We start from the raw sequence: 22,850 nt of genomic DNA, 5'->3' as shown, positions 1-22,850 counted from the left end.
CCCGGCGACGGGCCGGCATCACGCCGTCATCATCACCACGAGGGGAGCGTCACCCATGCGCGATCTGGTCTGCCGTAAGTGTGGTCAGCGACTGTCGTTCGAGAACACGTTGTGCCTGAACTGCAAGAGCCCGCTCGGATTCCACATGCCGACGCGCACCATGTATGTGCTCGACGACGAGGCGACCACCGAACTCGACGGGCAAAAGCTGGTGCGATGCACCAACTTCGCGCTCATCTCCTGCAACTGGATCATCCCGGAAGTCAAACCCGGCGCGAAAACACCTGCAGGCGAACCAAATCCGTCGACTCTGTGCGAGTCATGCCGGCTCACCCGAACGCGGCCCGCCGACACCGACACCACCGCGATGGAGGCGTTCGGGGTTGCCGAGACCAACAAACGCCGGGTGATCCTCGAACTGGACGAATTGGGGCTTCCCATCCGGGGCCGCGACGTGGACCCCGACACGGGCCTCGCGTTCGATCTGCTGTCCAGCGCCGTGAACCCGGTCATCACCGGACATGCCAGCGGGGTGGTGACCCTCGACCTCGCAGAGGGCGACGATGTGCACCGCGAGCAGTTGCGGGTGTCGATGGACGAGCCCTATCGCACCCTGATCGGACACTTCCGTCACGAGATCGGGCACTACTACCAAATGGTCCTGGTCGGCTCAGGTGAACACCGGGAACGGTTCGAGGAACTGTTCGGAGACCCGGACGAGGACTACCAGGCGGCACTCGACCGCCACTATGGCGATGGACCCCCGACGGACTGGCGGCGCAAGTACGTCTCCTCCTACGCCACGATGCACCCCGCCGAGGACTGGGCCGAGACGTTCGCGCACTACCTGCACATCCGCGACACCCTCGACACCGCTGCGGCGTTCGCGATGGCGCCGGCAGGAGCCACCCTCGACAGCGTGTTGCTCGGCGATGTGGGATTCGACCAGATCATCGACCTGTGGCTCCCGCTGACGTGGGCGCTCAACCAGATCAACCGATCGATGGGACATCAGGATCTGTACCCGTTTGTGCTCCCGCAACAGGTGTTGTCGAAGATGCGCTTCATCCACGGACTGATCGCGCCGGCCGTGCTCTGACCCCGCGGGTTCCCGGGGTCAGTGGCGTTCGCGCACCCAGGCCAGGAGCCCCGGGACGGCGGCCTCGATCTGCTGACGAACGGTGGCGAAACCGTCGTCCGATCCGTAGTACGGGTCGGCGACATCCGGCCCATCGGCGTCGGGGTCGAAGCTGCGCAGCAACCGTGCTCGTTCGCCGACACCCTCTTCCTGCAGTGCACGCAGATGCCCGCTGTCCATCGCCAGCAACAAGTCGGCTCCGAGGTGCTCGGGTCCGATCTGGGCTGCGGTGTGGTCGTCGTCGTACCCCGCCGAGGTCAATTCGGTACGGGCCCTGAGGTCGGCGGGATCGCCGACATGCCAGTGGCCCGTACCGCAACTGGTCACCCGGACCTGCTCCGCGAGCCCGGCCTCGTCGAGCGCATGCCGGAAGATGTTCTGCCCCATGGGTGAGCGGCAGATGTTCCCGGTGCAGACGAAGGTGACGTGCAGGCGTTCAGGCATAAAGCAACCCGCGGAGCTGGTCCACCGATTCCACAGCCCACGCCGCGTCGGTGTGTTCGTCGGACACCGCATATCCCCACCGCACGAACACCGCGGGAATGCCGTACTCGGCCGACCCGTGAACGTCATGCGAACGGTCGCCGACCATCACCACCGCGTGATCGGAGACGTCGGTGATCCCCAGGGAGGTCAGTGCGTGCCCGATCACGTCGGATTTGGTGCGCCGTGAGCCGTCGTCGGATGCCCCCGCGATGTACTCGAAGTGCTTGTCGAGTCCGAAGTGCTCGAGGATCCGCCGGGCGGTGGCCTGATTCTTTGAGGTCGCCACCGCGAGCCTGCGACCGGACGCGGACAGGTCGGCGAGGAGTCCGTCCATACCGTCGAACACCGAGTTCTCCAGCCAGCCGACACTGACGTACCGCTCGCGGTACGCCTTCATCGCGGCATCGACGGTTGGTTCATCGAGGTCGAGTCGCCGAAGGCTGTCGATCATGGGTGGCCCCGCGATCCCGGCCACCACCGACTCATCTGGTTGCGGTGCGCCCACGGTGTCGAGGGCATGGCGGAAACTTTTCTCGATGCCTGCGAACGAATCGGTGATGGTGCCGTCGAGGTCGAACAGGAGCACCGTCGACGCGGCGGTCGGGTCGGGCAGATCAGCGGGGTCGGGGAGGCTGGTGTCGATGCGCGAACTCACCAGTCCATCCTGCCCGTAGGCTCGACAACTGTGAAATCGCCGAGCGCACCGACCGGGGGAGAACACCGAGTTCCTGCGGGGCAGCTGCTCACGGACCTTGCTCGTCACGGCGACCGTGACGTCGAGCCCGGACTCGTCGACTTCGCGGTCAACGTGCGTGGCACCACCCCTGACTTCCTGCTGCGAGCGCTGAATGCCCGCATCGGTGATCTCGCCCGCTATCCCGGGGTCGACGATGAGCGGCGGGCCGTGGAGGCCATTGCCAGGCATCACCGCCGCGACCCGTCCGAGGTGTTGTTGCTGGCCGGGGCCGCCGAGGGTTTCGCGTTGCTGCCGCAGTTGCAGCCCCGGCTGGCGGCTCTTCTGCAACCCTCGTTCACCGAACCCGAGCGCGCCTTGCGCGCAGCGGACGTCGCGATCGAACAGGTGGTGCTCCCGCCACCCTGGAATCTCGACCCCGATCTCGTGCCCGAGTCCGCCGACCTGGTGGTGCTGGGCAACCCCACCAATCCCACGTCCGTGCTCCACCCCCGCGCCGCGATCGACGCCCTGCGACGTCCCGGTCGCGTCGTCGTGGTGGACGAGGCGTTCGCCGACATCGTGCCGGGGGAGCCGGAGAGCCTCGCGGGTGATCGTCTCGACGGTGTGCTGGTTCTGCGGAGCATCACGAAGACATTTGCACTCGCGGGGCTGCGTGCCGGCTATCTCCTTGGCGACCCCCTGTTGCTGCGCCGGCTGGCCCGGGCCCGACCGCACTGGCCACTGGGGACGTTGCAGCTGGTCGCGCTCGAGGTGTGTGCGGGCCCCGAGGGTGCTGCGTACGCGGCGGCGCAGGCTGCGGAGGTACAGGCGCATCGCGCCTCGATGATCGCGGCACTGCAGGGAGTAGGTGTCGAGGTGTTGGGACGGCCTTCGGCGTCGTTTGTCACGATCGCCGTCCCGAACGGCACTGCGTTCAAAGAACGGCTGCGCGATCATGGGTATGCGGTGCGCAGCTGCGCCAACTTCGTCGGGATGGGGCCGGACGTGCTCCGGCTCGCGGTCCGCGACGAGAGCACTGTCTCCGGGTTGATCGATGCGATCGGAAAGGTGGGCTGATGACCGCCCTTGCAGACGTGATCGAAGTACTCGAACGGGCATACCCGGTACGGCTCGCCGAGGACTGGGACTCGGTGGGTCTGGTGTGTGGTGACCCTGCCGAGACGGTGGGTTCGGTGCTGTGCTGCGTGGACGTGACCGACGCGGTGGTCGATCTCGCCGTGGCCGGAGGGGTCGACCTCATCGTGGCCCACCACCCCCTGCTCCTCCGTGGCGTCGACACAGTGGGCGCCCATACCCCCAAGGGCCGGCTCATCCACCGGCTGATCCGGAACGGGTGCGCGCTGTACACCGCACACACCAATGCGGACTCGGCATCCCCGGGAGTGTCGGATGCGTTGGCCGGCGCGCTCGGACTGACCGACCTGCGGCCGCTCGACCCGAAACCTGCTGCGGCCATGGACAAGTGGTCGGTGTTCGTTCCCGCCGCCGAGGCCGACTCCGTACGGGAAGCGATGTTCGCTGCGGGAGCGGGCGAGATCGGGGAGTACAGCCACTGCTGCTGGAGTACGTCCGGAACCGGACAATTCCTTCCCAGCGCAGATGCGGACCCGGCGGTCGGTGCGCGCGGTGAGCTGACCCAGGTTGCCGAAGACCGTGTCGAGATGGTTGCACGCAGAACGGTGCGCGCAGCCGTTCTCGGCGCGCTGCGAGCAGCCCATCCCTACGAGGAACCGGCCTTCGATCTCATCGAGCCGGCCGCAGGGATCAGTGGGGAGGGACTCGGCCGGGTTGGTGAGCTCGCCGGACCGCTGACGCTGGGCGCGTTCACCAAGCTCGTCGCCGACGCCCTGCCCGTATCGACGTCAGGGGTACGCGCCGCCGGTGATCCCGAACAGGCGGTCCGGACCGTTGCGGTCTGCGGTGGAGCGGGCGACTCGCTGCTCAGGGCCGCGCGGGCCGCCGGAGCGGACGTCTACGTGACGGGGGATCTACGCCATCACCCGGTCGACGAACATCTGCGCGGGGGTGGTCCGGCGCTCATCGACGCCGGCCACTGGAGCACCGAGTTTCCTTGGTGCGAGCAGGTTGTCGATCTCCTGGGTGCCGAGCTGCCGGGGCTCTCGGCCACCGTGTTCGCCAACCCGACTGATCCGTGGACCGTCCATCGAGGGGGTCACGGCGGATGAGGGCGGCGGGAGCTGAACCGAGTGGGTCGTCGCAGACCGCGTACGGTTGCACATCCATGCATAAAACGAAAGGGCACTGGTGAAAGCAGACCCGGCCAGCCAACGACTCATGTTGGACATCGCCGACATCGATGCCGAATTGCACCGCATCGCGCATCGGCGGGCGGTCCTTCCAGAGAACGCCGAGTTGAGCAGGCTTGCCGAACAGCTGCAGACCCAGCGCGACGAGGCAATCCGCGCCCAGATCGCCGCCGAAGACCTGCTGCGTGAATCGCGTCGGCTCGACAACGAGATCAACTCGATGTCGATGCGCGAGGCCAAGGACAACCAGCAGTTGGCGGCAGGCAATCTGCCTGCCAAGGCACTGACCGAACTCGAGCACGAGGTCGCCGGGTTGATCCGTCGTCGGTCCAATCTCGAGGACGAGATGCTCGAGGTTATGGAGCAGCAGGAAGCCGTCAGCGCGGACGAGCAGCGCGCGTCGGCGATGACGGCCCACACCCAACGGCTGATCGACGACGCCACGGCCCGCCGCGAGGTCGCGTTGGCCGAGATCGCGGAGGCAGAAGCTGCGGCGCAGACCAAACGTGACGCGATGCTCGAACACGTCGATGCCGCCCTCATGGCGATCTATGAACGGCAGACGAAAGCGGGACGGGTCGGAGCCGGATTGCTCCGGGCCGGACGTTGCGGCGGATGCCGCATGGAGTTCGACCGCGGTCTGCTCGGCCGCATCGCTGCCACCCCGGCCGACGAGGTCGTCCGATGCGACGAGTGTGGCGCAATCCTGGTACGCACCAACGAATCCGGTCTGACCCGGCAATGACCGCGGCGCCTGTGCGCTCGACGACATCGCACGCGACGACGGTGCACCGACGGCACGAAGGGTGAGGAACCGGTGAAGGTGATAGCGGAGGCAGACGGGGGCTCACGCGGCAATCCCGGTCCGGCCGGTTACGGGGCGGTCGTCTTCGACGCCGACCACTCTGCGGTTCTCGCGGAACGCAAAGAGGCGCTCGGGGTGACCACCAACAACGTGGCTGAATACCGGGGCCTCATCGCGGCGCTCACAGCTGCTTCCGAGCTCGGGGCCGCTGAGGTCACGATGCGGATGGATTCGAAACTCGTTGTCGAGCAGATGTCGGGCCGCTGGAAGATCAAGCATCCGGACATGATCCCGCTGGCTCGCGAGGCCAAGAGCCTGACCGGACGGTTCGACAACGTCGAGTTCGTCTGGATACCGCGCAATCAGAACGGGCACGCAGATCGATTGGCGAACGAAGCAATGGACGCCGCTGCAGGTGTGACGCCTGCCGCGTCGTTCGAATCCGACACCGGCACAACGGTAAAAGCGCCGGCGACGTCGCGGGGTGGACAGCGCGCGCGGTGCTCCCACACGTCTGTTGCTGTTACGGCACGGGCAGACAGCGCTGTCGGTCGAGCGTCGCTACTCGGGTAGGGGTAATCCCGAACTGACCGAGCTGGGCCGCGAACAAGCAGCACTGGCCGCCAAGCGGCTGGCCTCACGGACCCCCTCGGACGTCAGTGCTGTGATCAGCTCTCCGTTGGGCCGCGCCAGGGAGACCGCCGAATCAGCCGCTACCGCATTGGGTTTGCCGGTCACGGTGCACGACGGTCTGATCGAGACCGACTTCGGGGCGTGGGAGGGCCTGACGTTCCGAGAGGCCGCAGAGCGCGATCCCGAGCTCTTCAAGACCTGGCTCGGTGACACCAGCGTCGCCCCGCCCGGGGGCGAGAGTTTTGACACCGTCACCGAACGAGTGCTGCAGGCACGGTCAGAGATCGTCGCAGGCAACGAGTCGTCGACTGTTCTGGTGGTATCCCACGTGACACCCATCAAAGTGTTGCTGCGTTCAGCGCTCGATGTGGGTCCGTCGATTCTCTATAGACTGCACCTGGATCTGGCGTCGCTGAGCCTCGCCGAGTTCTATCCCGACGGCGGTGCGTCGGTGCGATTGGTGAACGACACCAACCACCTCGGCGAGATCTGACTCAACTGGCCTTGCGGCGACGTTGCTTCTCTGCCGGCATCCGCTCGGCCTGGTCGAATCCGGGACGGTTGCTGCCCACGAAGGCGAAGAGCCACGAGGCGACGGCCGCGAACCGGTTACGGAACCCCACCAGGTAGAACAGGTGCACTGCCAGCCACGTCAGCCAGGCGATGAAGCCGCCGAACCGGATTCGCTCGTTGATGGCCACCACCGCGCTGAAGCGGTTGATCACCGACATGCTGCCCTTGTCGAGGTACTGGAACGGGGTGCCCGGCTGCTTCTTCCGGCTGATGATGTCCGCAGCGTGGCGCGCCTCCTGCATGGCGACCGGGCTCTGACCGGGGTAGCCGTTCAACGACGTCATGTCGCCGATGGCGAACACGTTCGCGTAGCCACCGACCGTCAGGTCGGGGTTGATCAACAGCCTGCCGGCGCGGTCGGTCGCGCTTCCGGTGACCTCGGCGAGTACGCCCGCGAAGGCGCTTGCCTGCACTCCGGCCGACCACACGATGGTGTCGGCTGCGATGCGGCGCGTTGCCGCCCCGTTGCCGATCTTGACGGTGACGCCTTCTGAATCCATCTCGGTGACAAAGGCGTTCAGTACCACCTCGACACCGCCACGTTCCAGGGCCTTCTGCGCATAGGCGGACAGCGAACCCCCGTACACGGGGAGCGCGGCCCCCGCGCCCTCGACGAGGTAGACCGAGACGTCATCGAGCTTGTAATAGCGCGTGGCCAATTCGCGAATCTGGCCGGCCACCTCCACGCCGGTGGGGCCGGCGCCCACCACCACGAAGCTGAGCAACCGGCGACGCAAGTCAGGATCGTCCGTGCGCGCGGCCTCCTCGAAGCAGCGTCGGATCTGTGCGCGAAGACGGGTGGCATCGTCGATCGTCTTGAGCGCAAAGGAATATCGTGCGAACTCGTCACGACCGAAGTACGACTGGGTGGCACCTGTGGCCGCGATCAGATAGCGGAACCGGACGGTCTGGGCTGCGCCCTCTCCGCGGAATGTGAGGAGCCCGGCATCGGGATCCACCGCGGTCACCGTTCCCAGCCGCACCTCGATGTTCTTGTGGCGACGGAGGATGCCGGCCACGTCCGGGGCGATCTCCTCGCTGTTCAGGACGCCGGTGGCGACCTGGTAGAGCAACGGCTGGAACAGGTGCTCGGGAGTGCTCGAGACGAGGACCACCCGAAGACCCGACTTGGCGAGCCGCTGCGCTGCGGTGAGCCCACCGAAACCCGATCCGACGATGGCGACGTCGGCGTCGAGTTGCTGATTCGTGCTGGTCGTTGCGAAAGGTGCGTCCATGATCCTTTTATCTCCTGGGTGCGACATCTGCTAAGTACAGCGTCGACTCATCAAGGAGTAATCCCTCTTCAGCCCCTGATCAAACGAATTCTAAAGATAGGACTTATCGCGATTCGACATATATGCTGCTCACATGGAGCTTCGCCAGTTGACGTATTTCGTGGCTGTCGCCGAGGAGCTGAGCTTCAGCCGGGCGGCGCAGCGCTGCTTCATCTCGCAGTCGGCGATCAGTCATCAGGTTGCCCGGCTCGAGCACGAGCTGGGGTCCAAGTTGATCGAACGGTCCACCCGGGCCGTGGGGCTGACCGAGCTGGGCGCGCAGGTGCTCCCGCTAGCCAGGCAGATGCTGGGCATCGAATCGATGATCACGGCCGCGGCTCGGGCGCCTGGTGGCCGCGTACGCATGGCGGCGAACATGTCGTTCGCTCAGCAGTCGCTGGCCGCGATCGCGCAACTGCGTACCGAGCATCTCGATGTCGAGATCGAGTTCATCATCAAGAGTTTCGATCAGCGCATCGAGGCGGTGCTCGGTGGTGACGTCGACCTCGCGTTGATCCGAGGCGACATCGACGCCCGGGCCTGGCGGTGCAGCGACTGTGGGTGGACGATCTGGTGGTGGCGATGTCGGATCGGCATCCCCTCGCGGGCACCGGCGACGTCCCGTTGGCCGAACTGGGTGCCTATCCGCTGTTGTTGCCGCCTGCGCGCGATCAGGTGTTGTTGCACAACGTGATCCGGGATGCATTCGACCGGCATGGACTGGATCGCCCTCGTCAGGCGCCGCCGTTGCCGGTGGATCACACGGCCACCATGGAACTGCTGAACCACCCCGACGAATGGACGGTGCTGTACGAACGGATGCCGCTGGCGGGTATCGCCTTCACGCGGGACCGCGAACGCGCACTGAGGGTTCCGGTGTCTGCTGTTGTTCGTTCGCCCGGTGCGCATTCGGAGATCGTGGATGATCTGATCGCAACGTTGCAGGCCGTACACAGGCGGACCGGAGACGAAGCGTAGCGGAGCTCGAGCGGAGGTGGGCTGTTCAGGTCACCAGCCAGAGCGCCACCACGGAGGCGACGAGGGCGGCGGGAACGGTGAGCAGACCGACTGCGGTGAATTCCTTGACCGTCACGGTTTGACCGCCGACGCGGACGAGTTTGAGCCACAACATGTTCGCCAACGATCCGAGATAGGTGAGAGTCGGGCCGATGTTGACGCCGAGCAACATGGCGAGCACCAGGGGAGTCGGGCATCCGGCACCGAGCGCGGCGAGCATCAGCAGGGTCGCGGGAATGTTGTTGATCACGTTGGCGATCACCGCTGACACGACTGCGACGAGCAGCAGGTCGAGCAGGCCGGTTCCGTCGGGGAGGAACTCGGCGAGCCGGGAGCCCAGTGCGCCGTCGGCGATCCCGACGACGAGCACACCGAGCGCGAACACGAAGGCGAGGAATCCTGCGTTTGCCGACCGCGCGATCTCGACCACGGAGGTGCTGCGTGAGCGAATTGCCAACGCCGCCATCACCGTGGCACCGAGGACGGCAAACCACACCGGTTCGATACCGATCACCGAACTGAGCCCGAACAGCAACAGTGTGGCGGCGAGTACGGCCAAGGCTGCCGTGGGGGCGGGGCCGGGTTCCTCGGTGTGTTCTGGACGCGGGAGGGTCTTCAGGTCGTCACGGAAGTACCAGCAGAACAGTATGTACTCGACTGTCACGATCACCAGCCACGGCAGCGCCATCAACAAGGTGAACTCGACGAAACCCAGGCCTGTCGCGGCAAATGCCAGCAGATTGGTCAGGTTCGATACGGGCATCAGCGTCGATGCCGAGTTCGCCAGGGTGAGAGAGGCGTAGCTGTACGGACGTGCGGCCACCCGTAGCGTCCGGGTCATCGACAGGAGGACTGGTGTCAGCAACAGCACGGTTGCGTCGAGGCTCAGGGCGGCAGTGGTGAGGGCGCCGGCCACGAAGACGAAACCGAGGAGCCGGTACTTCGGCGCCGGCGTGCCTGCGGCTGGAACCGATCGGCGCGCGATGGTCCTGGCGAGCCAGGTGAAGATCCCCAGTGCGGCACACGCGTGCGACAACACGAGCAGGGCCGCCAAGAACAGGACGGTCGGTGACAGGGTTCGGATCTCGGCCCAGGCCCGATCAGGGGCCACCGCGCCGATCGCGATCGCGAGCCCGGCTGCCGGAACTGCGGCTGCGGCCTCGGGAAGCCCACGCGGCCGCCAGACAGCAATCCCCAGCGTCGCGACCAACAGCACCAGAGCCGCAACATCCACGCGCTGATTGTTCCCTGCGCCCGGCCGGGTGGACCAATCGGACAGGAGGGAACGTACAGTGATGGAGCGAACGAGTCGGCCGGGCGGCCGCGATCGCGGGAACAGTTGCTCCAGCGACCTGCCCGCGGTCGAGGAAAGTCCGGACTCCACAGAGCAGGGTGGTTGCCAACAGCAACCCGAGGTGACTCGCGGGACAGTGCCACAGAAAACAGACCGCCGGCGAAAGCCGGTGAGGGTGAAACGGTGCGGTAAGAGCGCACCAGCATCACGGGTGACCGTGATGGCTCGGTAAACCCCACCCGGAGCAAGGTCGAAGGTCGCATCAGGTAACTGGTGCGGCTGCGCAGGTGTTCGAGGGCGGCTCGCCCGAGCCTGCGGGTGGACCGCTCGAGGTACCCGGCGACGGTGTACCCAGATGGATGGCCGCCACCGGCGACCGCAAGGTCGCCGGTACAGGATCCGGCTTACAGGCCGGCTCGTTCGCCCACATCCGAATGTTTGTCCCGTCAAGCCGTTGCCGGGGGAGCCCGCCGTTAGTCTTGGGCGGTGCAACGCAGACTCCGCGCAGCGGACATAGACTTCGGCGCCATCCGGACCGACCTGGGCTTGTCCGAAGACTTCGGCGCCGCCGCACAGGAACAGGCGCAGAACGCAACCGACCGGCTCGCCGATTCCCGCACCGACCGCACCGACCTCCCACTGGTCACCATCGACCCTCCCGGTTCGGTTGATCTCGATCAGGCGGTCCATATCATTGCCGACGGTGACGGCTTCGTGGTGCACTACGCCATCGCCGACGTCGCCGCGCTCGTCCCTCCCGAGGGGCCGTTGGACCAGGAGACTCGTCGGCGAGGGCAGACCGTCTACTTCCCCGACGGGAACGTGCCGTTGCATCCTCGGCCGCTCTCGGAGAACATCGGGTCGTTGCTGCCCGATCAGACGCGGCCCGCGGTGCTGTGGCGGATCACGGTGGACACCGCGGGGGAGCCGACGTCGGTGGACGTGCACCGGGCGTCAGTGCGTTCGGTGGCTCGTCTGGACTACGAGGCGGTGCAGCGCGACGCGGACACAGGTCGCCTGCACCCGTCGATCGCGGCGCTGCCCGCCTTCGGAGAACTCCGCAGCAGACTGTCGATCAGCCGCGGCGCCATCGAATTGGGGTTGCCCGAACAAGAGGTCGTCCGCGAGCCGGGTGGCGACTGGCAGCTGGTGGTGCAACCCCGCACTCGCGCCGACATGTGGAACTCGCAGGTGTCGCTGCTCACCGGGATGTGCGCCGGCCAGATGATGCTCGAGGCCAAGACCGGGCTCCTGCGGACCCTGCCCGATGCCCGTCCGGAAGACGTGGACAAACTGCGTGCATCCGCCTCTGCTCTTGATGTGCCCTGGGCACAAGGTGTTTCGGCGGGCGCCTTCTTGGCCGGGCTCGATCCGGCCGCTCCGAGCACCCTGGCGTTGATGTCGGATGCGACCACTCTTCTGCGTGGCAGTGACTATCTGGCGATGTTGGGGGAGATCCCGCCGGACACGGTCACCGGCCACGGCGGTATCGCCGGTGTGTACGCGCATGTGACGGCACCGCTGCGCCGGCTTGCCGATCGTTTCGCGACCGAGGTGTGCCTGGCGCTCGCGTCGGGGGAGTCGATTCCTCCGTGGGTCCGCACGGCGCTACCGACTCTTCCCGATGTGATGCGGAGTTCGAGTTCGGTTGCCGGCAAGGCCGACCGGGCCGGCCTCGACCTCGCCGAGGCGATGCTGTTGTCGAGCCGGGTGGGCGAGAGTTTCACTGCCACAGTCCTGCACGGGAAGCGGGGTAACCGTCACGCTCAGGTCTTCATCTCCGACCCAGCGGTGTTCGGCAGCTGTCTCGGCGACCCGCCGGAAGGCACTCGGATCCAGGTGAGGCTGACCGAGGCCGACCCTCACGAACCGACGGTGGTCTTCACCGCTGTGCCGTGATGATCGGCCACGCGATCACCGAGCCAAGCGGATCTTGTCGTACTCGGCGAGCGCAGCCTTGGCCGCGAACTCCTCACGTGCGTCGAGGCGACCGTAGACAAAGGCATCAGCCGGGGTGATGCCGGATGCGGATGCCAGCGATGCGAGGTGCTCGCGACTGACTTCTGCATCGTGGAAATCGCCCAGCACGCTCTGTTCGCCCTTGGCGACCTTTGCGATCTTGCGGTGTTTGTTGCTCTGCAGCTGCTCACCCGATTCGGCGCTGTACCGCAACTGCTTTGCGCGTTTGCGGATGGTGTGGAGTTGCTCCACCCATTCAGGTGTGCCGTCGGTGAGTTCCTCGAGTTTGTGCTGAGCTTTCTCGACACGCTTGGCGCTGCGTTTGATCGCGTGGTCGAGCGCGTCGGCGGCGGTGAGTTCTGCATCCTCGCCGGCTTCGGGCTCGGCGATGGTGCGGTCGAGCTCTTCGAGCAGCTCGAAATACCGCTTCGAGCGCAGGAAGTCGATGGCCAGTTCGAGTGCGATGCGGTGCGTTTCGCGTTGGTCGTCGATCAGTGCGGTGACGATCGACTCCGATGCCTTTTCGTTCTCGAGCAGGTGTTCGTTGCGTTCGAGTTGTACTTCGGCGTCCCGGGCTTCGCCGAGAACTGCTGCGAGATGTTTCAGCTCGCCGCCCAGATGTTCGGCCGTGTCGGCGGACAGCACATGCGGGAACGACTGCAGCACGCTACGCGCTCGTCTGGTTGCCACCCGCATCTGATGCACAGAATCGGGCGCATTCTCGCGGACGAGGGGATCCTGAGCGATCAGGTGGTCGCGGTGCTCGGCAAGCTCCGAGATGACGAGCTCGAGAGCGCTTGGTTTCTTCCCGATGGAGTGGGCTTTGCCGGTGGGGGTCGGCCCGATCGTCCTGGCCAACTTCGATGCACTGGACGCGGTACGAGCCCCGTTGACGCGCAACAACTTGTCGGCCTTCTTGAGCAGCTTCTCGTTGCCGTTGACCAGTTCGAGTTCCCACTCGTTCCAGCTCTGGGCGTGTCCGCCGGGAAGCAGCGACTGGGCGGTCACGTTGTCGTCGCACAGGACGGCCAGCACGTTGTCGTCCGCGTCGCGCAGTTCGGTGATGTGCCGCACGGTGGCGATCGTCGCGATGGGGACCAGGCGTCGACCGCGGACGTGAACACCGACCTGGTCGGCCAGTGCGTGGGGCACCACCGCCGCGAAATGGTCCGTCTGTGTTTCGGTGCTGGCGTCGGTCACCGAGTCCAGCGGGGCGTGTAGCTCGCGGCGGGCATTGCTGTTCGCGGGGGCGGGACGTTTGAGATGCCAGCCCTCGTCGTGTCCTCCGGCCCGTCTGCGCAAGGTGATCTTGTTGCTGGCCAGATCGAGAGCTTCGGTGTCGTAATAGGTTGCGTCCAAGTGCTCGACCACCGGTCCGGACACCGAATGCACCACGTCGAGAGTGGTCAGATCGGGTACGGACGCTCCGGCATTCAGGTCGTACTTGAGTTCCACTTCCAGAACCTCGTCGGCGCTCACCGGGTTCTTCCCTTCTGTTGGTCGAGACCGGCAAAGCGGTCCGTTGCTTCGATCAGTTGGTGGCGGATACCCGTTTCGAACGAGGCATGCCCGGCATCGTCCACCATATGCAACTCGGCCGCAGGCCACGCGCGGTGAAGGTCCCAGGCGCTTCGTGCGGGGCACACCACGTCATAGCGACCCTGGACGATCACACCCGGGATGTGCGCGATCCGATGTGCGTCGCGCAGCAGTTGCCCCTCGTCGAGGAAACCGCGGTGCGTGAAGTAGTGGTTCTCGATGCCGGCGAAAGCGAGAGCAAAGCGTTCGGAGTCGCCGTCCTCGTCTGCGTTGGCGCGCTGAGGAAGTAGGTAGCTGGTCGACTTCTCCCACGTCGTCCACGCCACTGCGGCCCGCACCGCTGCGGCGCGATCGTCGCCTGTCAACAGCCGGTGGTAGGCCTCGACGAGGTCGCCGTCGCGGTCCGACTCGGGAATCGGCTCGAGGTACGACTCCCACAGATCCGGGTAGATGTTGGCGGCACCGCCGTTGTAGTACCAGTCGATCTCGCTGCGGCGCAGCAGGAAGATCCCACGGAGCACCAGCTCTGTGACCCGCTCGGGATGCCGCTGTGCGTAGGCGAGTCCCAGCGTCGACCCCCAGGAACCGCCGAACACCTGCCACCGGTCGATCGCCAACTCCGTGCGCAACTTCTCCATGTCGGCGATCAGGTGGTCGGTGGTGTTGACGGACAAGTCGGCGCCGTCGGCGATGTGGGGCCGGGACTGCCCACATCCCCGTTGGTCGAACAAGACGATCCGATAGGCGTCGGGGTGGAAGAACTGTCGCTGATTCGGTGACGTACCGCCGCCCGGACCGCCGTGGACGAACACCACGGGTTTGCCGCCCGGGTTGCCGCTCTGCTCCCAGTAGATCTGTTGCCCGTCACCGACATCGAGATGTCCGGAGGCGTACGGCTCGATGGCCGGATAGAAGTCGCGCATCCGACCACTATGCCGGTCCGTCCGCGGACGGGCTCGCATTTGTGGCCGACCGAGTTGTAAGCCCTAGTAGCTGTGCTCGGGTCCGGGGAACTGTCCGCGACGCACCTCGTCCGCGTACTGCTCTGCGGCACGGCGCAATTCGCCGCCGACGTCGGCGTAGCGCTTGACGAACCGGGCGGTCTTGCCGTGCGTGAAGCCGGCCATGTCCTGCCATACGAGTACCTGTGCGTCGGTTTCGTTGCCGGCCCCGATGCCCACGGTGGGGATGGTGAGTTTGCGGCTGATCTGTCCCGCGAGGTCGGCAGGGACCATCTCCATCACCACAGCGAACGCGCCGGCCTCCTGGACGGCGATGGCGTCGGCGATCAGCTGGTCGCCGGCATCACCACGGCCCTGAACGCGGAAACCGCCGAGGCCGTTGACGCTCTGGGGAGTGAAGCCGATGTGTGCCATCACCGGGATGCCTGCCGCGGTCAGAGTGGCGATCTGGTCGGCGACGCGTTCGCCGCCCTCGAGTTTGACGGCATGGGCACCGCCCTCTTTGAAGAATCGGATCGAGGACTCCAGGGCCTGCTGCGGCCCGGCCTCGTAGCTGCCGAAGGGGAGATCGGCGACCACCAGCGCGTGCGGCGCACCCTTCACGACCCCGCGGACCAGGGGGAGCAGTTCGTCGATGCTGACGGGGATGGTGGTGTCGTAGCCGTAGACGACGTTTGCCGCGGAATCACCGACGAGGAGAACCGGGATCTGGGCATCGTCGAAGATCCGGGCACTGGAGTAGTCGTACGCGGTGAGCATCGACCACTTCTCGCCTTCAGACTTCATCTGGGCCAGGTGATGCACGCGGGTGATGCGGCGGCGGGGGGAGGAGGTGGCTGCTTCGCCAGAAATTGGTGCGGAGGGAGCAGCGCCATAAACCGAATTTTCGGACATCGTTGTCTCTTTCGTGCCTCGAGTCCCGCATCCGCGGGTACCCGGGTGGGTGGATGACCCCACCAGTGTGGCACTCCGCGGCGCGCGGAGAAATGGTGTCGGCAGTGGAACTTGTCACACGGACGTGATCTCGACGGAACCTCACCGACTTCGCAGCGGGCCTGTGCGGCGTCGTTCGCGTGGCACGATGATGACGGTGAGCATGGATGAGAGGCCGACCCGGCTCGTGGACCAGGGCCCGACCGGGCAGCGACGAGTCGTCACGGTGGTGACGATCCTGATGGCGCTGTTGCTGACGGCCGCATGCACCGAAGGTGTGTCGGGCACACCGACCGACGCAACGTTCACCACCGGTGTGGCCCCGACTCCGGACCTCGACCGGTTCTACGGACAAAAGGTCCGCTGGGGTCCGTGCACCGACTTCGCCGACCAGGAGCTGAACGGCTATCCGGCCGACCGCAGCGACTGCGCGACCGTGTCGGTCCCGGTGGACTACGCCGACCCCGAAGGGCAGGTGGCACAGATCGCGATGTTCCGGCTGCGGGCGTCCGGCAACAAGATCGGCTCGCTGCTGCTGAACCCGGGCGGACCGGGAGCCTCCGCGGTCGAGTTCATCGCGGCGCAGGCCGACTTCCTCGGCGATCTCGACGTCTCCGAACGTTTTGACCTGATCGGGTTCGACCCGCGGGGCATCGGCAAATCGACGCCGGAGATCCGTTGCCTGACCGACGAGGAACGCGACGCGGAACGGGCCGAGACCCTCGTCGACATGACGCCCGATGGCATCGCCGCGATCGAGGACCGTGCGCGGTCGTTCGCCCAGAAGTGCGCCGAACGCCTGGGTACGGAGTATCTCGCGCATGTCGGTACCGACGACGTGGTCAAGGACATGGACGTTCTCCGTGCGGTACTCGGCGACGAGCAGTTGAACTATCTGGGCTATTCCTATGGCACCCGCATCGGTGCGACGTACGCCGAGCAGTTCCCGACCAAGGTCCGGGCCATGGTCAACGACGGAGCAGTGGATCCGTCGGCCGACCCGGTCGAGGATGCCGTGGCGCAGCGAGGAGGTTTCCAATCGGCGTTTGATGCGTTCTCTGCCGACTGCGCCCGGTACTCCGACTGCGCACTCGGTCCGGACCCGTCGAAGGCCACGGCACGGTTCCAGCAGTTGACCCGGCCGCTGATCGACGCGCCGGTCCCGACGACGCAAGACCGTCGACTCACCTACGGCGACGCGATGACAGGGGTGAGCCAGGCCTTGTATTCGGACACGCTCTGGGAACCGCTGCGAGAGGGCTTGGCGCAGCTGACCGAGGGCACCGGGAGTACGTTGCTGCGGCTGGCGGACCTGTACGAGGGCCGCGACTCCTCGGGCGCGTACACCAACACCTTGGACACCTTCACGGTGGTGCGTTGTGTGGACGACCCGCCATTGACCGATCAGGCCCAGATCGATCGTCTCGATGTCGAATCCCGCAGGGTGGCGCCGTTTGCCGACGACGGTCGCGGAACCGGCCGGGGCGCCCGTGACGCGTGCGCGTTCTGGCCGGTACCACCGAGTAGCACGCCCCATGAACTCGATGTCCCCGATCTGCCCACCACGGTCGTCGTGTCCACCACCAACGACCCGGCGACTCCCTACCAGGCGGGTGTGGAACTCGCGCGGCAACTACGCGCCCGGCTGATCACGTTCGAAGGCGATCAGCACACGGCATCATTGCAGGGCGATGACTGTGTGGACGACGCGATCACCGCATACTTCGTCGATCTCACACTTCCGGAAGAAAACCTCAAATGTTGAGATTCCAGGGTGAAATCCGCTGGATATTCTGGTTGATGCGCGCTTGTAACATCGATTTAACACCGCGCTCCTAGGCTCCGATGTCATGGATCGCCAAAAAGAATTCGTGCTCCGGACCCTTGAAGAGCGCGACATTCGTTTTGTTCGCCTCTGGTTCACCGACGTTCTCGGATATCTGAAGTCGGTTGCGATCGCGCCTGCCGAGCTCGAAGGCGCTTTCGCCGAGGGTATCGGGTTCGACGGGTCGGCCATCGAGGGCTTTTCACGGGTGTCCGAGGCCGACACGATCGCTAAGCCCGATCCGTCCACGTTCCAGATCCTGCCCTGGACCACCAGCACCGGGCGGCACCACTCCGCGCGCATGTTCTGCGACATCGTGATGCCCGACGGTGAACCGTCCTGGGCAGATTCGCGCCACGTCCTCCGTCGGCAGCTGAACAAGGCCGCCGATCAAGGATTCAGTTGCTACGTGCACCCCGAGATCGAGTTCTTCCTGCTCAAGAACCCGCCCAGTGTCGACGGGTCGATCCCGATCCCCGCCGACAGCGGTGGCTATTTCGATCAGGCAGTACACGATTCGGCGCCCAACTTCAGGCGCCACGCCATCGAAGCCCTCGAGTCGATGGGCATCTCGGTGGAGTTCTCGCATCATGAGGGTGCACCCGGACAGCAGGAGATCGACCTGCGGTACGCCGACGCCCTGTCCATGGCCGACAACGTGATGACGTTCCGCTACGTCGTCAAAGAGGTCGCGATCGGTGAGAACGTCTGGGCGACGTTCATGCCCAAGCCGTTCAGCGAGTACGCCGGCTCGGCGATGCACACCCACATGAGCCTGTTCGAGGGCGACACCAACGCCTTCCACAATCCCGACGACCCGATGCAGCTGTCGGACACCGGAAAACAGTTCATCGCCGGCATCCTGCACCACGCCGACGAGATCAGTGCCATCACGAACCAGTGGGTGAACAGCTACAAGCGCCTGATCCACGGTGGTGAGGCCCCGACCGCCGCCAGCTGGGGCGCGGCCAACCGCTCGGCGCTCATCCGCCTGCCGCTGTACACGCCCAACAAGGCCTCCTCACGCCGGATCGAGGTCCGCAGCCCCGACTCCGCATGCAACCCGTACCTCACCTTCGCCGTATTGCTGGCTGCAGGGCTCAAGGGAATCAAGGAAGGCTACGAGCTCCCGGAACACGCCGAAGACGACGTGTTCGCGCTGACCCCGGCAGAGCGCCGGGCCATGGGGTATCGCGAGTTGCCCGGCAGTCTGGCCGAGGCTCTCACGAAGATGGAGAAGTCCGAATTGGTCGCCGAGGCCGTCGGCGAACACGTCTTCGAGTACTTCCTGCGCAACAAGTGGGCGGAGTGGACCGAGTACCGCAGCCACGTCACGCCGTTCGAACTGAAGAACTACCTGGCCCTGTAACTCTCCGGCGGCGCCGGCCCGTGTGGGCTGATGGTGCCGTCGACAGCTCGACCAGTACCGTTGTGTGTTGTGAACCCACCTGCCTCGCGATCTCGAGTGCCCAGTGTCGGCCGACTCGGACTGCTGGAAGCAACAGCGGCTGCGGATCTGGCGACGCTCGGCTGGGATGCAGAAGAGAGCGTCGATCTGTTGTGGGCGCTCTCGCGCGCACCGAGTGCGGACATCGCGCTCCGAGCGCTCGTCCGGCTGCACGCGGCCGTCGGCCCGGAATGGGCGGACATCGACGCACTGTTACGCACCGACCGCGGTTTCCGGGGACGTCTGTTCGCCGTACTGGGTTCGTCGACGGCGTTGGGCGACCACATCGTCGCCGAAAACCACGCGTGGCGATTGCTGACTCGTAAGGACCTGCCCGAACCGGCAGAGGTTCTGCAGTCGATGCTCGATGCCGTTGACGCACAACCCGAGTCGGGACACGAAGACAACGGGAACCTGCTGTTCCGGGCACGCGAGACAGGCCCGAAAGCAGTGGTTGCGCTGCGGCTCGCCTATCGCGACCTGCTGCTGCAGGTGGCCGCCCGCGACCTCGCGCCCACCGTCGAGGACGAACCGGTCCTGTGGTTCAGCGATGTGAGCAACTTCTTGGCCGATCTCGCCGACGCGGCTCTCACGGCGGCCTTGGCGGTCGCCATTGCCGAGATCTGCGGTGACGACCCGCTGACCTGTCGCATCGGTGTGATCGCCATGGGCAAATGCGGTGCGCGCGAACTGAATTACGTCAGCGACGTCGATGTCATCTTCGTCAGCGAGCCCGCCGATGCGCAGACCAGCCGTATCGCCGGCGAGATGATGCGCGTGGGATCGCTTGCCTTCTTCGAGGTGGATGCCGCGCTACGGCCGGAAGGCAAGGCGGGCGCTCTCACCCGAACCCTCGATGCGCACGTCACCTACTACAAGCGCTGGGCCAAGACGTGGGAGTTCCAGGCCCTGCTCAAGGCGCGGCCGATGACCGGCGACATGGAACTGTGCCGCCAGTACGTGGACGCGCTGAGCCCGATGGTGTGGGAGGCCTCTGAGCGCGAAGACTTCGTCATCGACGTGCAGGCGATGCGCCGCCGCGTCGAGTCGATGCTGCCCGAGGACATGCGCGAGCGCGAGATCAAACTCGGTCGCGGTGGGCTGCGCGATGTCGAGTTCGCCGTTCAGCTCTTGCAGATGGTGCACGGCCGGGTCGACGAAACGCTTCGGGTCAAGGGAACCGTCGAGGCCCTCACGGTGTTGCGGGACGGTGGGTACATCGGCCGCGACGACGGCGCCAATCTCATTGCCTCCTACGAGTTCTTGCGTTTGCTGGAACACTGCCTGCAGCTCCAACGGCTCAAGCGCACGCATACGCTTCCCGAGTTCACCGATGTGGAGGCCATGCGGTGGCTGGCCCGCGCCGCACACATCAGACCCACCGGCGACCTCGATGCGGGGGGCGTGCTGCGCGAAGAGATCCGACGACAGTCGCATCGGGTTCGCCGCCTGCACGAGAAGATCTTCTACCGTCCCTTGCTCGAAGCGGTCACACGTTTCGACAAGGACGAGTTGAGACTGTCGGACGAATCGGCGATCCGGCGTCTGGGCGCGCTCGGCTACAGCAAACCGCAGAACGCGCTGGGGCATCTGAAAGCGCTGGTCTCCGAGACCGGGCGCCGCGGTCAGATCCAGGAACTGCTTCTGCCGACGTTGCTCGAATGGCTCAGTCGCACACCAGATCCGGACGCGGGCCTTCTCAACTACCGGAGGCTGTGCGACGCAGCGGCCGATCGCGACTGGTTCCTGCGCCTGATCCGCGACGAGGGTGTGGTCGCCGAACGGTTGATGACGGTGCTGGGCACTTCGGCCTACGCAGCCGAGCTGCTGATGCGGTCCCCAGATGTGATCCGGTTGTATGCGGACGGCGCGCTGGGTCCCAAGCTCGTCGAGGTCGATCCCAAGGACGTGGTCGGCGGCATGGTCGCCTCGGCCGTCCGGCAGCGTGACCTCAAATCGGCCATCGCAGTGGCGCGCTCACACCGGCGAGCCGAACTGGCCAGGGTTGCTTCGGCCGACATCCTGGGCATGCTCGACGTCCCGCAGGTGTGCCGAGCGCTGTCGCTGGTATGGGCCGGTGTGCTGAATGCCGCGCTGACGGTGGTCACCAAAGCCTCGGTCGCCGAACGGAAATCACCCGCTCCCGCCCGGATGGCCGTGATCGGCATGGGCCGGCTCGGTGGCGGTGAACTGGGTTACGGGTCGGACGCCGACGTGCTGTTCGTCTGCGACCCCGTGGAAGGCGTGGACGAGTCCGAGGCGGTCCGATGGGCCAACTCGATCGCCGACCGGGTGCGCCAACTCCTCGGGACGCCGAGTGCCGACCCTCCGCTCGAGGTCGACACCGGGCTGCGCCCGGAAGGCCGCAACGGCCCGGTGGTTCGCACCCTCGCCGCCTACGCGACGTACTACCAGCAGTGGGCGCAGGCCTGGGAGATCCAGGCGTTGCTGCGAGCGCACCAGGTCGCCGGCGATGAGGACCTCGGAGTCGCCTTCCTGCACATGGCCGACCAGATCCGATACCCGGAGGGCGGCGTGTCCTCGGATGCGGTCCGTGAGATCCGGCGGATCAAAGCCCGGGTGGATGCCGAACGTCTCCCACGCGGGGCCGACCCGGCAACTCACACGAAACTGGGACGAGGTGGCCTCGCCGACGTCGAGTGGACGGTTCAGCTGTTGCAGTTGCGGCACGGGCACCGGATCCCGGCCCTGCACAACACATCGACCTTGCAATGTCTCGACGCCATCGGCTCGGCGGAACTGCTCGGGGAGAATGACGTCCACCTCCTCAAGGAGGCGTGGCTGACGGCGACGAAGGCACGCAATGCGCTGGTGCTGGTGCGCGGTAAGGCAGTGGACCAGTTGCCGGCGCCGGGAAAGACGTTGCGCGCGGTCGCTTTTGCGGCCGGATGGCACGATGACGACTCGGGGGAGTTCTTGGACAACTATCTGCGCGTGACCCGGCGGGCAAAAGCCGTGGTACTGAAGGTATTCGGCGGGTGAGGCGGCGCTCGCAGCGTCTGGCAGACCGGGGAGCCGCGTTCAAGGTCCTCTACTTCTTTGCCGTGGTGATCGGCTGGGCGCTGTTCGCGGTTGCCCTGGCGGCGGTGTGGCTGCATTTCTTCCCAGGCCGTGGGCAGGTGGCGATCGCTGCTGCCAGTGCCGTACCGCTGATGTTGCTTGCCATCGTTCCTGCGATCCTCATCCTCGCCGTGACACGACGGTGGATCTCCACAGTGCTGGCCGTTGTCCTGTTGGGGGTGGGCATCTGGACCCAGGCGCCGCTGTTCAAAGCGGCCGATGCACCCGCTCGCGGGTCGGTGACAGTGGTGCAGGCGAACCTCAAGCTCGGCAAGGCCGATGCCGGGGAAGTGGTGTCGCGGGTCCGGGCGACGGGTGCGGCGCTGCTCACCGTCGAGGAGCTCACGCCCGAGTCCCTTGCTGCACTCGAGGGCACAGATCTACGCGGCATGATGCCGTACGAGTTCGTGGTACCCGGCGAAGGTGGTACCGGCACCGGCATATTCAGCCGTTACCCCCTCCGCAACACTGCTGAACTGAACGGGTTCGCGCTGGGAAATCTGCGTGCGGACGTGGACCTTCCGGGCGCGCCCGGCACCACCGTCTTCGCCGTACATCCGATCCCGCCTTACCCCTACGACCCGGATCGATGGGTGGACGAGATGAAACGCCTGCGCGAAACGCTGCACGGGGTCACCGGAGATCGGGTGATCGTCAGCGGAGACTTCAACGCGACATGGGACCACGCGCAGTACCGGTCGCTACTGGAGCGCGGATTCCGGGATGCGACCGAGCAGGCGGGCGAGGGCGTGCAGTTGACCTACCCGGACGACCGCAGCTACCCGCCGCTGATCGGCATCGACCACGTGGTGACGCGCGGATTCACCGCGACATCGTTGTCCACCTTCTCGGTGACGAGGTCTGACCATCGCGCACTGGTGGTCGCACTGGTACCGAGCTGACGTCTCTTCGGTACCGAG

At 65.9% G+C, this 22,850-nt stretch carries 16 protein-coding genes, 1 other RNA gene and 2 pseudogenes; 12 read left to right on the top strand and 7 right to left on the bottom strand.

The annotated features are described in order from the left end of the window. The first annotated feature begins 55 nt into the window (after positions 1 to 55). A complete protein-coding gene (locus W823_RS31530) occupies positions 56 to 1,099 on the top strand; it encodes a putative zinc-binding metallopeptidase (protein WP_023953837.1) in 1,044 nt (347 codons plus the stop codon). Between the two features lie 18 nt (positions 1,100 to 1,117). Here the strand turns inward: W823_RS31530 and W823_RS31525 are convergent, their stop codons facing one another. Then, a complete protein-coding gene (locus W823_RS31525) occupies positions 1,118 to 1,582 on the bottom strand; it encodes a low molecular weight protein-tyrosine-phosphatase (RefSeq protein ID WP_023953835.1) in 465 nt (154 codons plus the stop codon). Continuing rightward, a complete protein-coding gene (locus tag W823_RS31520) occupies positions 1,575 to 2,279 on the bottom strand; it encodes an HAD-IA family hydrolase (protein WP_023953833.1) in 705 nt (234 codons plus the stop codon). The genes W823_RS31525 and W823_RS31520 overlap by 8 nt, the downstream gene beginning before the upstream one ends. Positions 2,280 to 2,309: 30 nt before the next feature. Between W823_RS31520 and cobC the strand changes: the two genes are divergently transcribed. From cobC to W823_RS31500, 4 genes and pseudogenes are all read left to right on the top strand, one after another. After that, the gene (gene cobC, locus W823_RS31515; RefSeq protein WP_023953831.1) at positions 2,310 to 3,377 is read left to right on the top strand and encodes an Rv2231c family pyridoxal phosphate-dependent protein CobC; all 1,068 of its coding nucleotides are present in this window, start codon (positions 2,310 to 2,312) and stop codon (positions 3,375 to 3,377) included. Next, positions 3,377 to 4,507, top strand: coding sequence for a Nif3-like dinuclear metal center hexameric protein (locus tag W823_RS31510; RefSeq protein ID WP_023953829.1), 1,131 nt, complete (start codon positions 3,377 to 3,379; stop codon positions 4,505 to 4,507). The genes cobC and W823_RS31510 overlap by 1 nt, the downstream gene beginning before the upstream one ends. Positions 4,508 to 4,586: 79 nt before the next feature. Continuing rightward, on the top strand, positions 4,587 to 5,333 hold the full coding sequence (locus W823_RS31505; protein WP_023953827.1) for a zinc ribbon domain-containing protein: 747 nt from the start codon (positions 4,587 to 4,589) through the stop codon (positions 5,331 to 5,333). A 72-nt stretch (positions 5,334 to 5,405) separates the two neighbouring features. Next, positions 5,406 to 6,519: pseudogene (locus W823_RS31500) on the top strand (bifunctional RNase H/acid phosphatase). Between the two features lies 1 nt (position 6,520). On the opposite strand, the gene W823_RS31495 reads toward W823_RS31500, so the two are convergent. After that, positions 6,521 to 7,834: an NAD(P)/FAD-dependent oxidoreductase gene (locus W823_RS31495; RefSeq protein WP_023953825.1), complete on the bottom strand. Its 1,314-nt coding sequence runs from the start codon at positions 7,832 to 7,834 to the stop codon at positions 6,521 to 6,523. Positions 7,835 to 7,967: 133 nt separating this feature from the next. On the opposite strand from W823_RS31495, the pseudogene W823_RS31490 reads away from it, so the two are divergent. Then, positions 7,968 to 8,851, top strand: a pseudogene (locus W823_RS31490) (LysR family transcriptional regulator). 25 nt (positions 8,852 to 8,876) lie between these two features. Here the strand turns inward: W823_RS31490 and W823_RS0127340 are convergent. Further along, positions 8,877 to 10,124 (bottom strand): SLC13 family permease, encoded by a 1,248-nt coding sequence (locus W823_RS0127340; RefSeq protein WP_031331030.1) that lies wholly within the window; start codon positions 10,122 to 10,124, stop codon positions 8,877 to 8,879. Positions 10,125 to 10,195: 71 nt separating this feature from the next. Between W823_RS0127340 and rnpB the strand changes: the two genes are divergently transcribed. Together rnpB and W823_RS31485 are read left to right on the top strand one after the other, a co-directional pair. Then, an RNA gene (gene rnpB / locus W823_RS56155) (RNase P RNA component class A) lies at positions 10,196 to 10,607 on the top strand. A 63-nt stretch (positions 10,608 to 10,670) separates the two neighbouring features. Beyond that, positions 10,671 to 12,083, top strand: coding sequence for an RNB domain-containing ribonuclease (locus W823_RS31485; RefSeq protein WP_023953823.1), 1,413 nt, complete (start codon positions 10,671 to 10,673; stop codon positions 12,081 to 12,083). A gap of 15 nt (positions 12,084 to 12,098) precedes the next feature. On the opposite strand, the gene W823_RS31480 is transcribed toward W823_RS31485, so the two are convergent. From W823_RS31480 to panB, 3 genes are all read right to left on the bottom strand, one after another. Then, positions 12,099 to 13,622: a CYTH and CHAD domain-containing protein gene (locus tag W823_RS31480; RefSeq protein WP_023953821.1), complete on the bottom strand. Its 1,524-nt coding sequence runs from the start codon at positions 13,620 to 13,622 to the stop codon at positions 12,099 to 12,101. Further along, positions 13,619 to 14,605 carry a prolyl aminopeptidase gene (pip, locus tag W823_RS31475; protein WP_023953819.1) on the bottom strand — a complete coding sequence of 329 codons (987 nt, stop codon included), beginning with the start codon at positions 14,603 to 14,605 and terminating at the stop codon, positions 13,619 to 13,621. Before pip ends, W823_RS31480 begins: the two co-directional genes overlap by 4 nt. A 63-nt stretch (positions 14,606 to 14,668) precedes the next feature. Then, positions 14,669 to 15,538, bottom strand: a complete 870-nt coding sequence (gene panB, locus W823_RS31470; protein WP_023953817.1) for a 3-methyl-2-oxobutanoate hydroxymethyltransferase — start codon at positions 15,536 to 15,538, stop codon at positions 14,669 to 14,671. A 280-nt stretch (positions 15,539 to 15,818) separates the two neighbouring features. On the opposite strand from panB, the gene W823_RS31465 reads away from it, so the two are divergent. The 4 genes from W823_RS31465 to W823_RS31450 all read left to right on the top strand — a co-directional run bounded on the left by W823_RS31465 (position 15,819) and on the right by W823_RS31450 (position 22,832). Next, entirely contained in the window at positions 15,819 to 17,342 is a 1,524-nt protein-coding gene (locus tag W823_RS31465; RefSeq protein ID WP_031331027.1) for an alpha/beta hydrolase, read from the top strand. Positions 17,343 to 17,427: 85 nt separating this feature from the next. Next, a complete protein-coding gene (gene glnA, locus W823_RS31460; protein WP_023953813.1) occupies positions 17,428 to 18,771 on the top strand; it encodes a type I glutamate--ammonia ligase in 1,344 nt (447 codons plus the stop codon). 69 nt (positions 18,772 to 18,840) lie between these two features. Continuing rightward, the gene (locus W823_RS31455; RefSeq protein ID WP_235189327.1) at positions 18,841 to 21,852 is read left to right on the top strand and encodes a bifunctional [glutamine synthetase] adenylyltransferase/[glutamine synthetase]-adenylyl-L-tyrosine phosphorylase; all 3,012 of its coding nucleotides are present in this window, start codon (positions 18,841 to 18,843) and stop codon (positions 21,850 to 21,852) included. Beyond that, positions 21,849 to 22,832, top strand: coding sequence for an endonuclease/exonuclease/phosphatase family protein (locus W823_RS31450; RefSeq protein WP_023953809.1), 984 nt, complete (start codon positions 21,849 to 21,851; stop codon positions 22,830 to 22,832). Before W823_RS31455 ends, W823_RS31450 begins: the two co-directional genes overlap by 4 nt. Positions 22,833 to 22,850: the final 18 nt, after the last annotated feature.

The sequence above is a fragment of the Williamsia sp. D3 genome, from assembly GCF_000506245.1.
GTDB classification, from domain to species: Bacteria; Actinomycetota; Actinomycetes; order Mycobacteriales; family Mycobacteriaceae; genus Williamsia; species Williamsia muralis.
Note: the sequence above shows the minus strand (reverse complement) of the source record. Positions and strands in the feature narration are given on the sequence as shown.

Excerpts from the sequence above, each read along its gene's own strand:
- pip (WP_023953819.1), bottom strand. The coding sequence starts at position 14,605 with ATGCGCGACTTCTATCCGGCCATCGAGCCGTACGCCTCCGGACATCTC.
- W823_RS31530 (WP_023953837.1), top strand. The coding sequence starts at position 56 with ATGCGCGATCTGGTCTGCCGTAAGTGTGGTCAGCGACTGTCGTTCGAG.
- W823_RS31525 (WP_023953835.1), bottom strand. The coding sequence starts at position 1,582 with ATGCCTGAACGCCTGCACGTCACCTTCGTCTGCACCGGGAACATCTGC.
- panB (WP_023953817.1), bottom strand. The coding sequence starts at position 15,538 with ATGTCCGAAAATTCGGTTTATGGCGCTGCTCCCTCCGCACCAATTTCT.
- W823_RS31465 (WP_031331027.1), top strand. The coding sequence starts at position 15,819 with ATGGCGCTGTTGCTGACGGCCGCATGCACCGAAGGTGTGTCGGGCACA.
- W823_RS31495 (WP_023953825.1), bottom strand. The coding sequence starts at position 7,834 with ATGGACGCACCTTTCGCAACGACCAGCACGAATCAGCAACTCGACGCC.
- W823_RS31510 (WP_023953829.1), top strand. The coding sequence starts at position 3,377 with ATGACCGCCCTTGCAGACGTGATCGAAGTACTCGAACGGGCATACCCG.
- glnA (WP_023953813.1), top strand. The coding sequence starts at position 17,428 with ATGGATCGCCAAAAAGAATTCGTGCTCCGGACCCTTGAAGAGCGCGAC.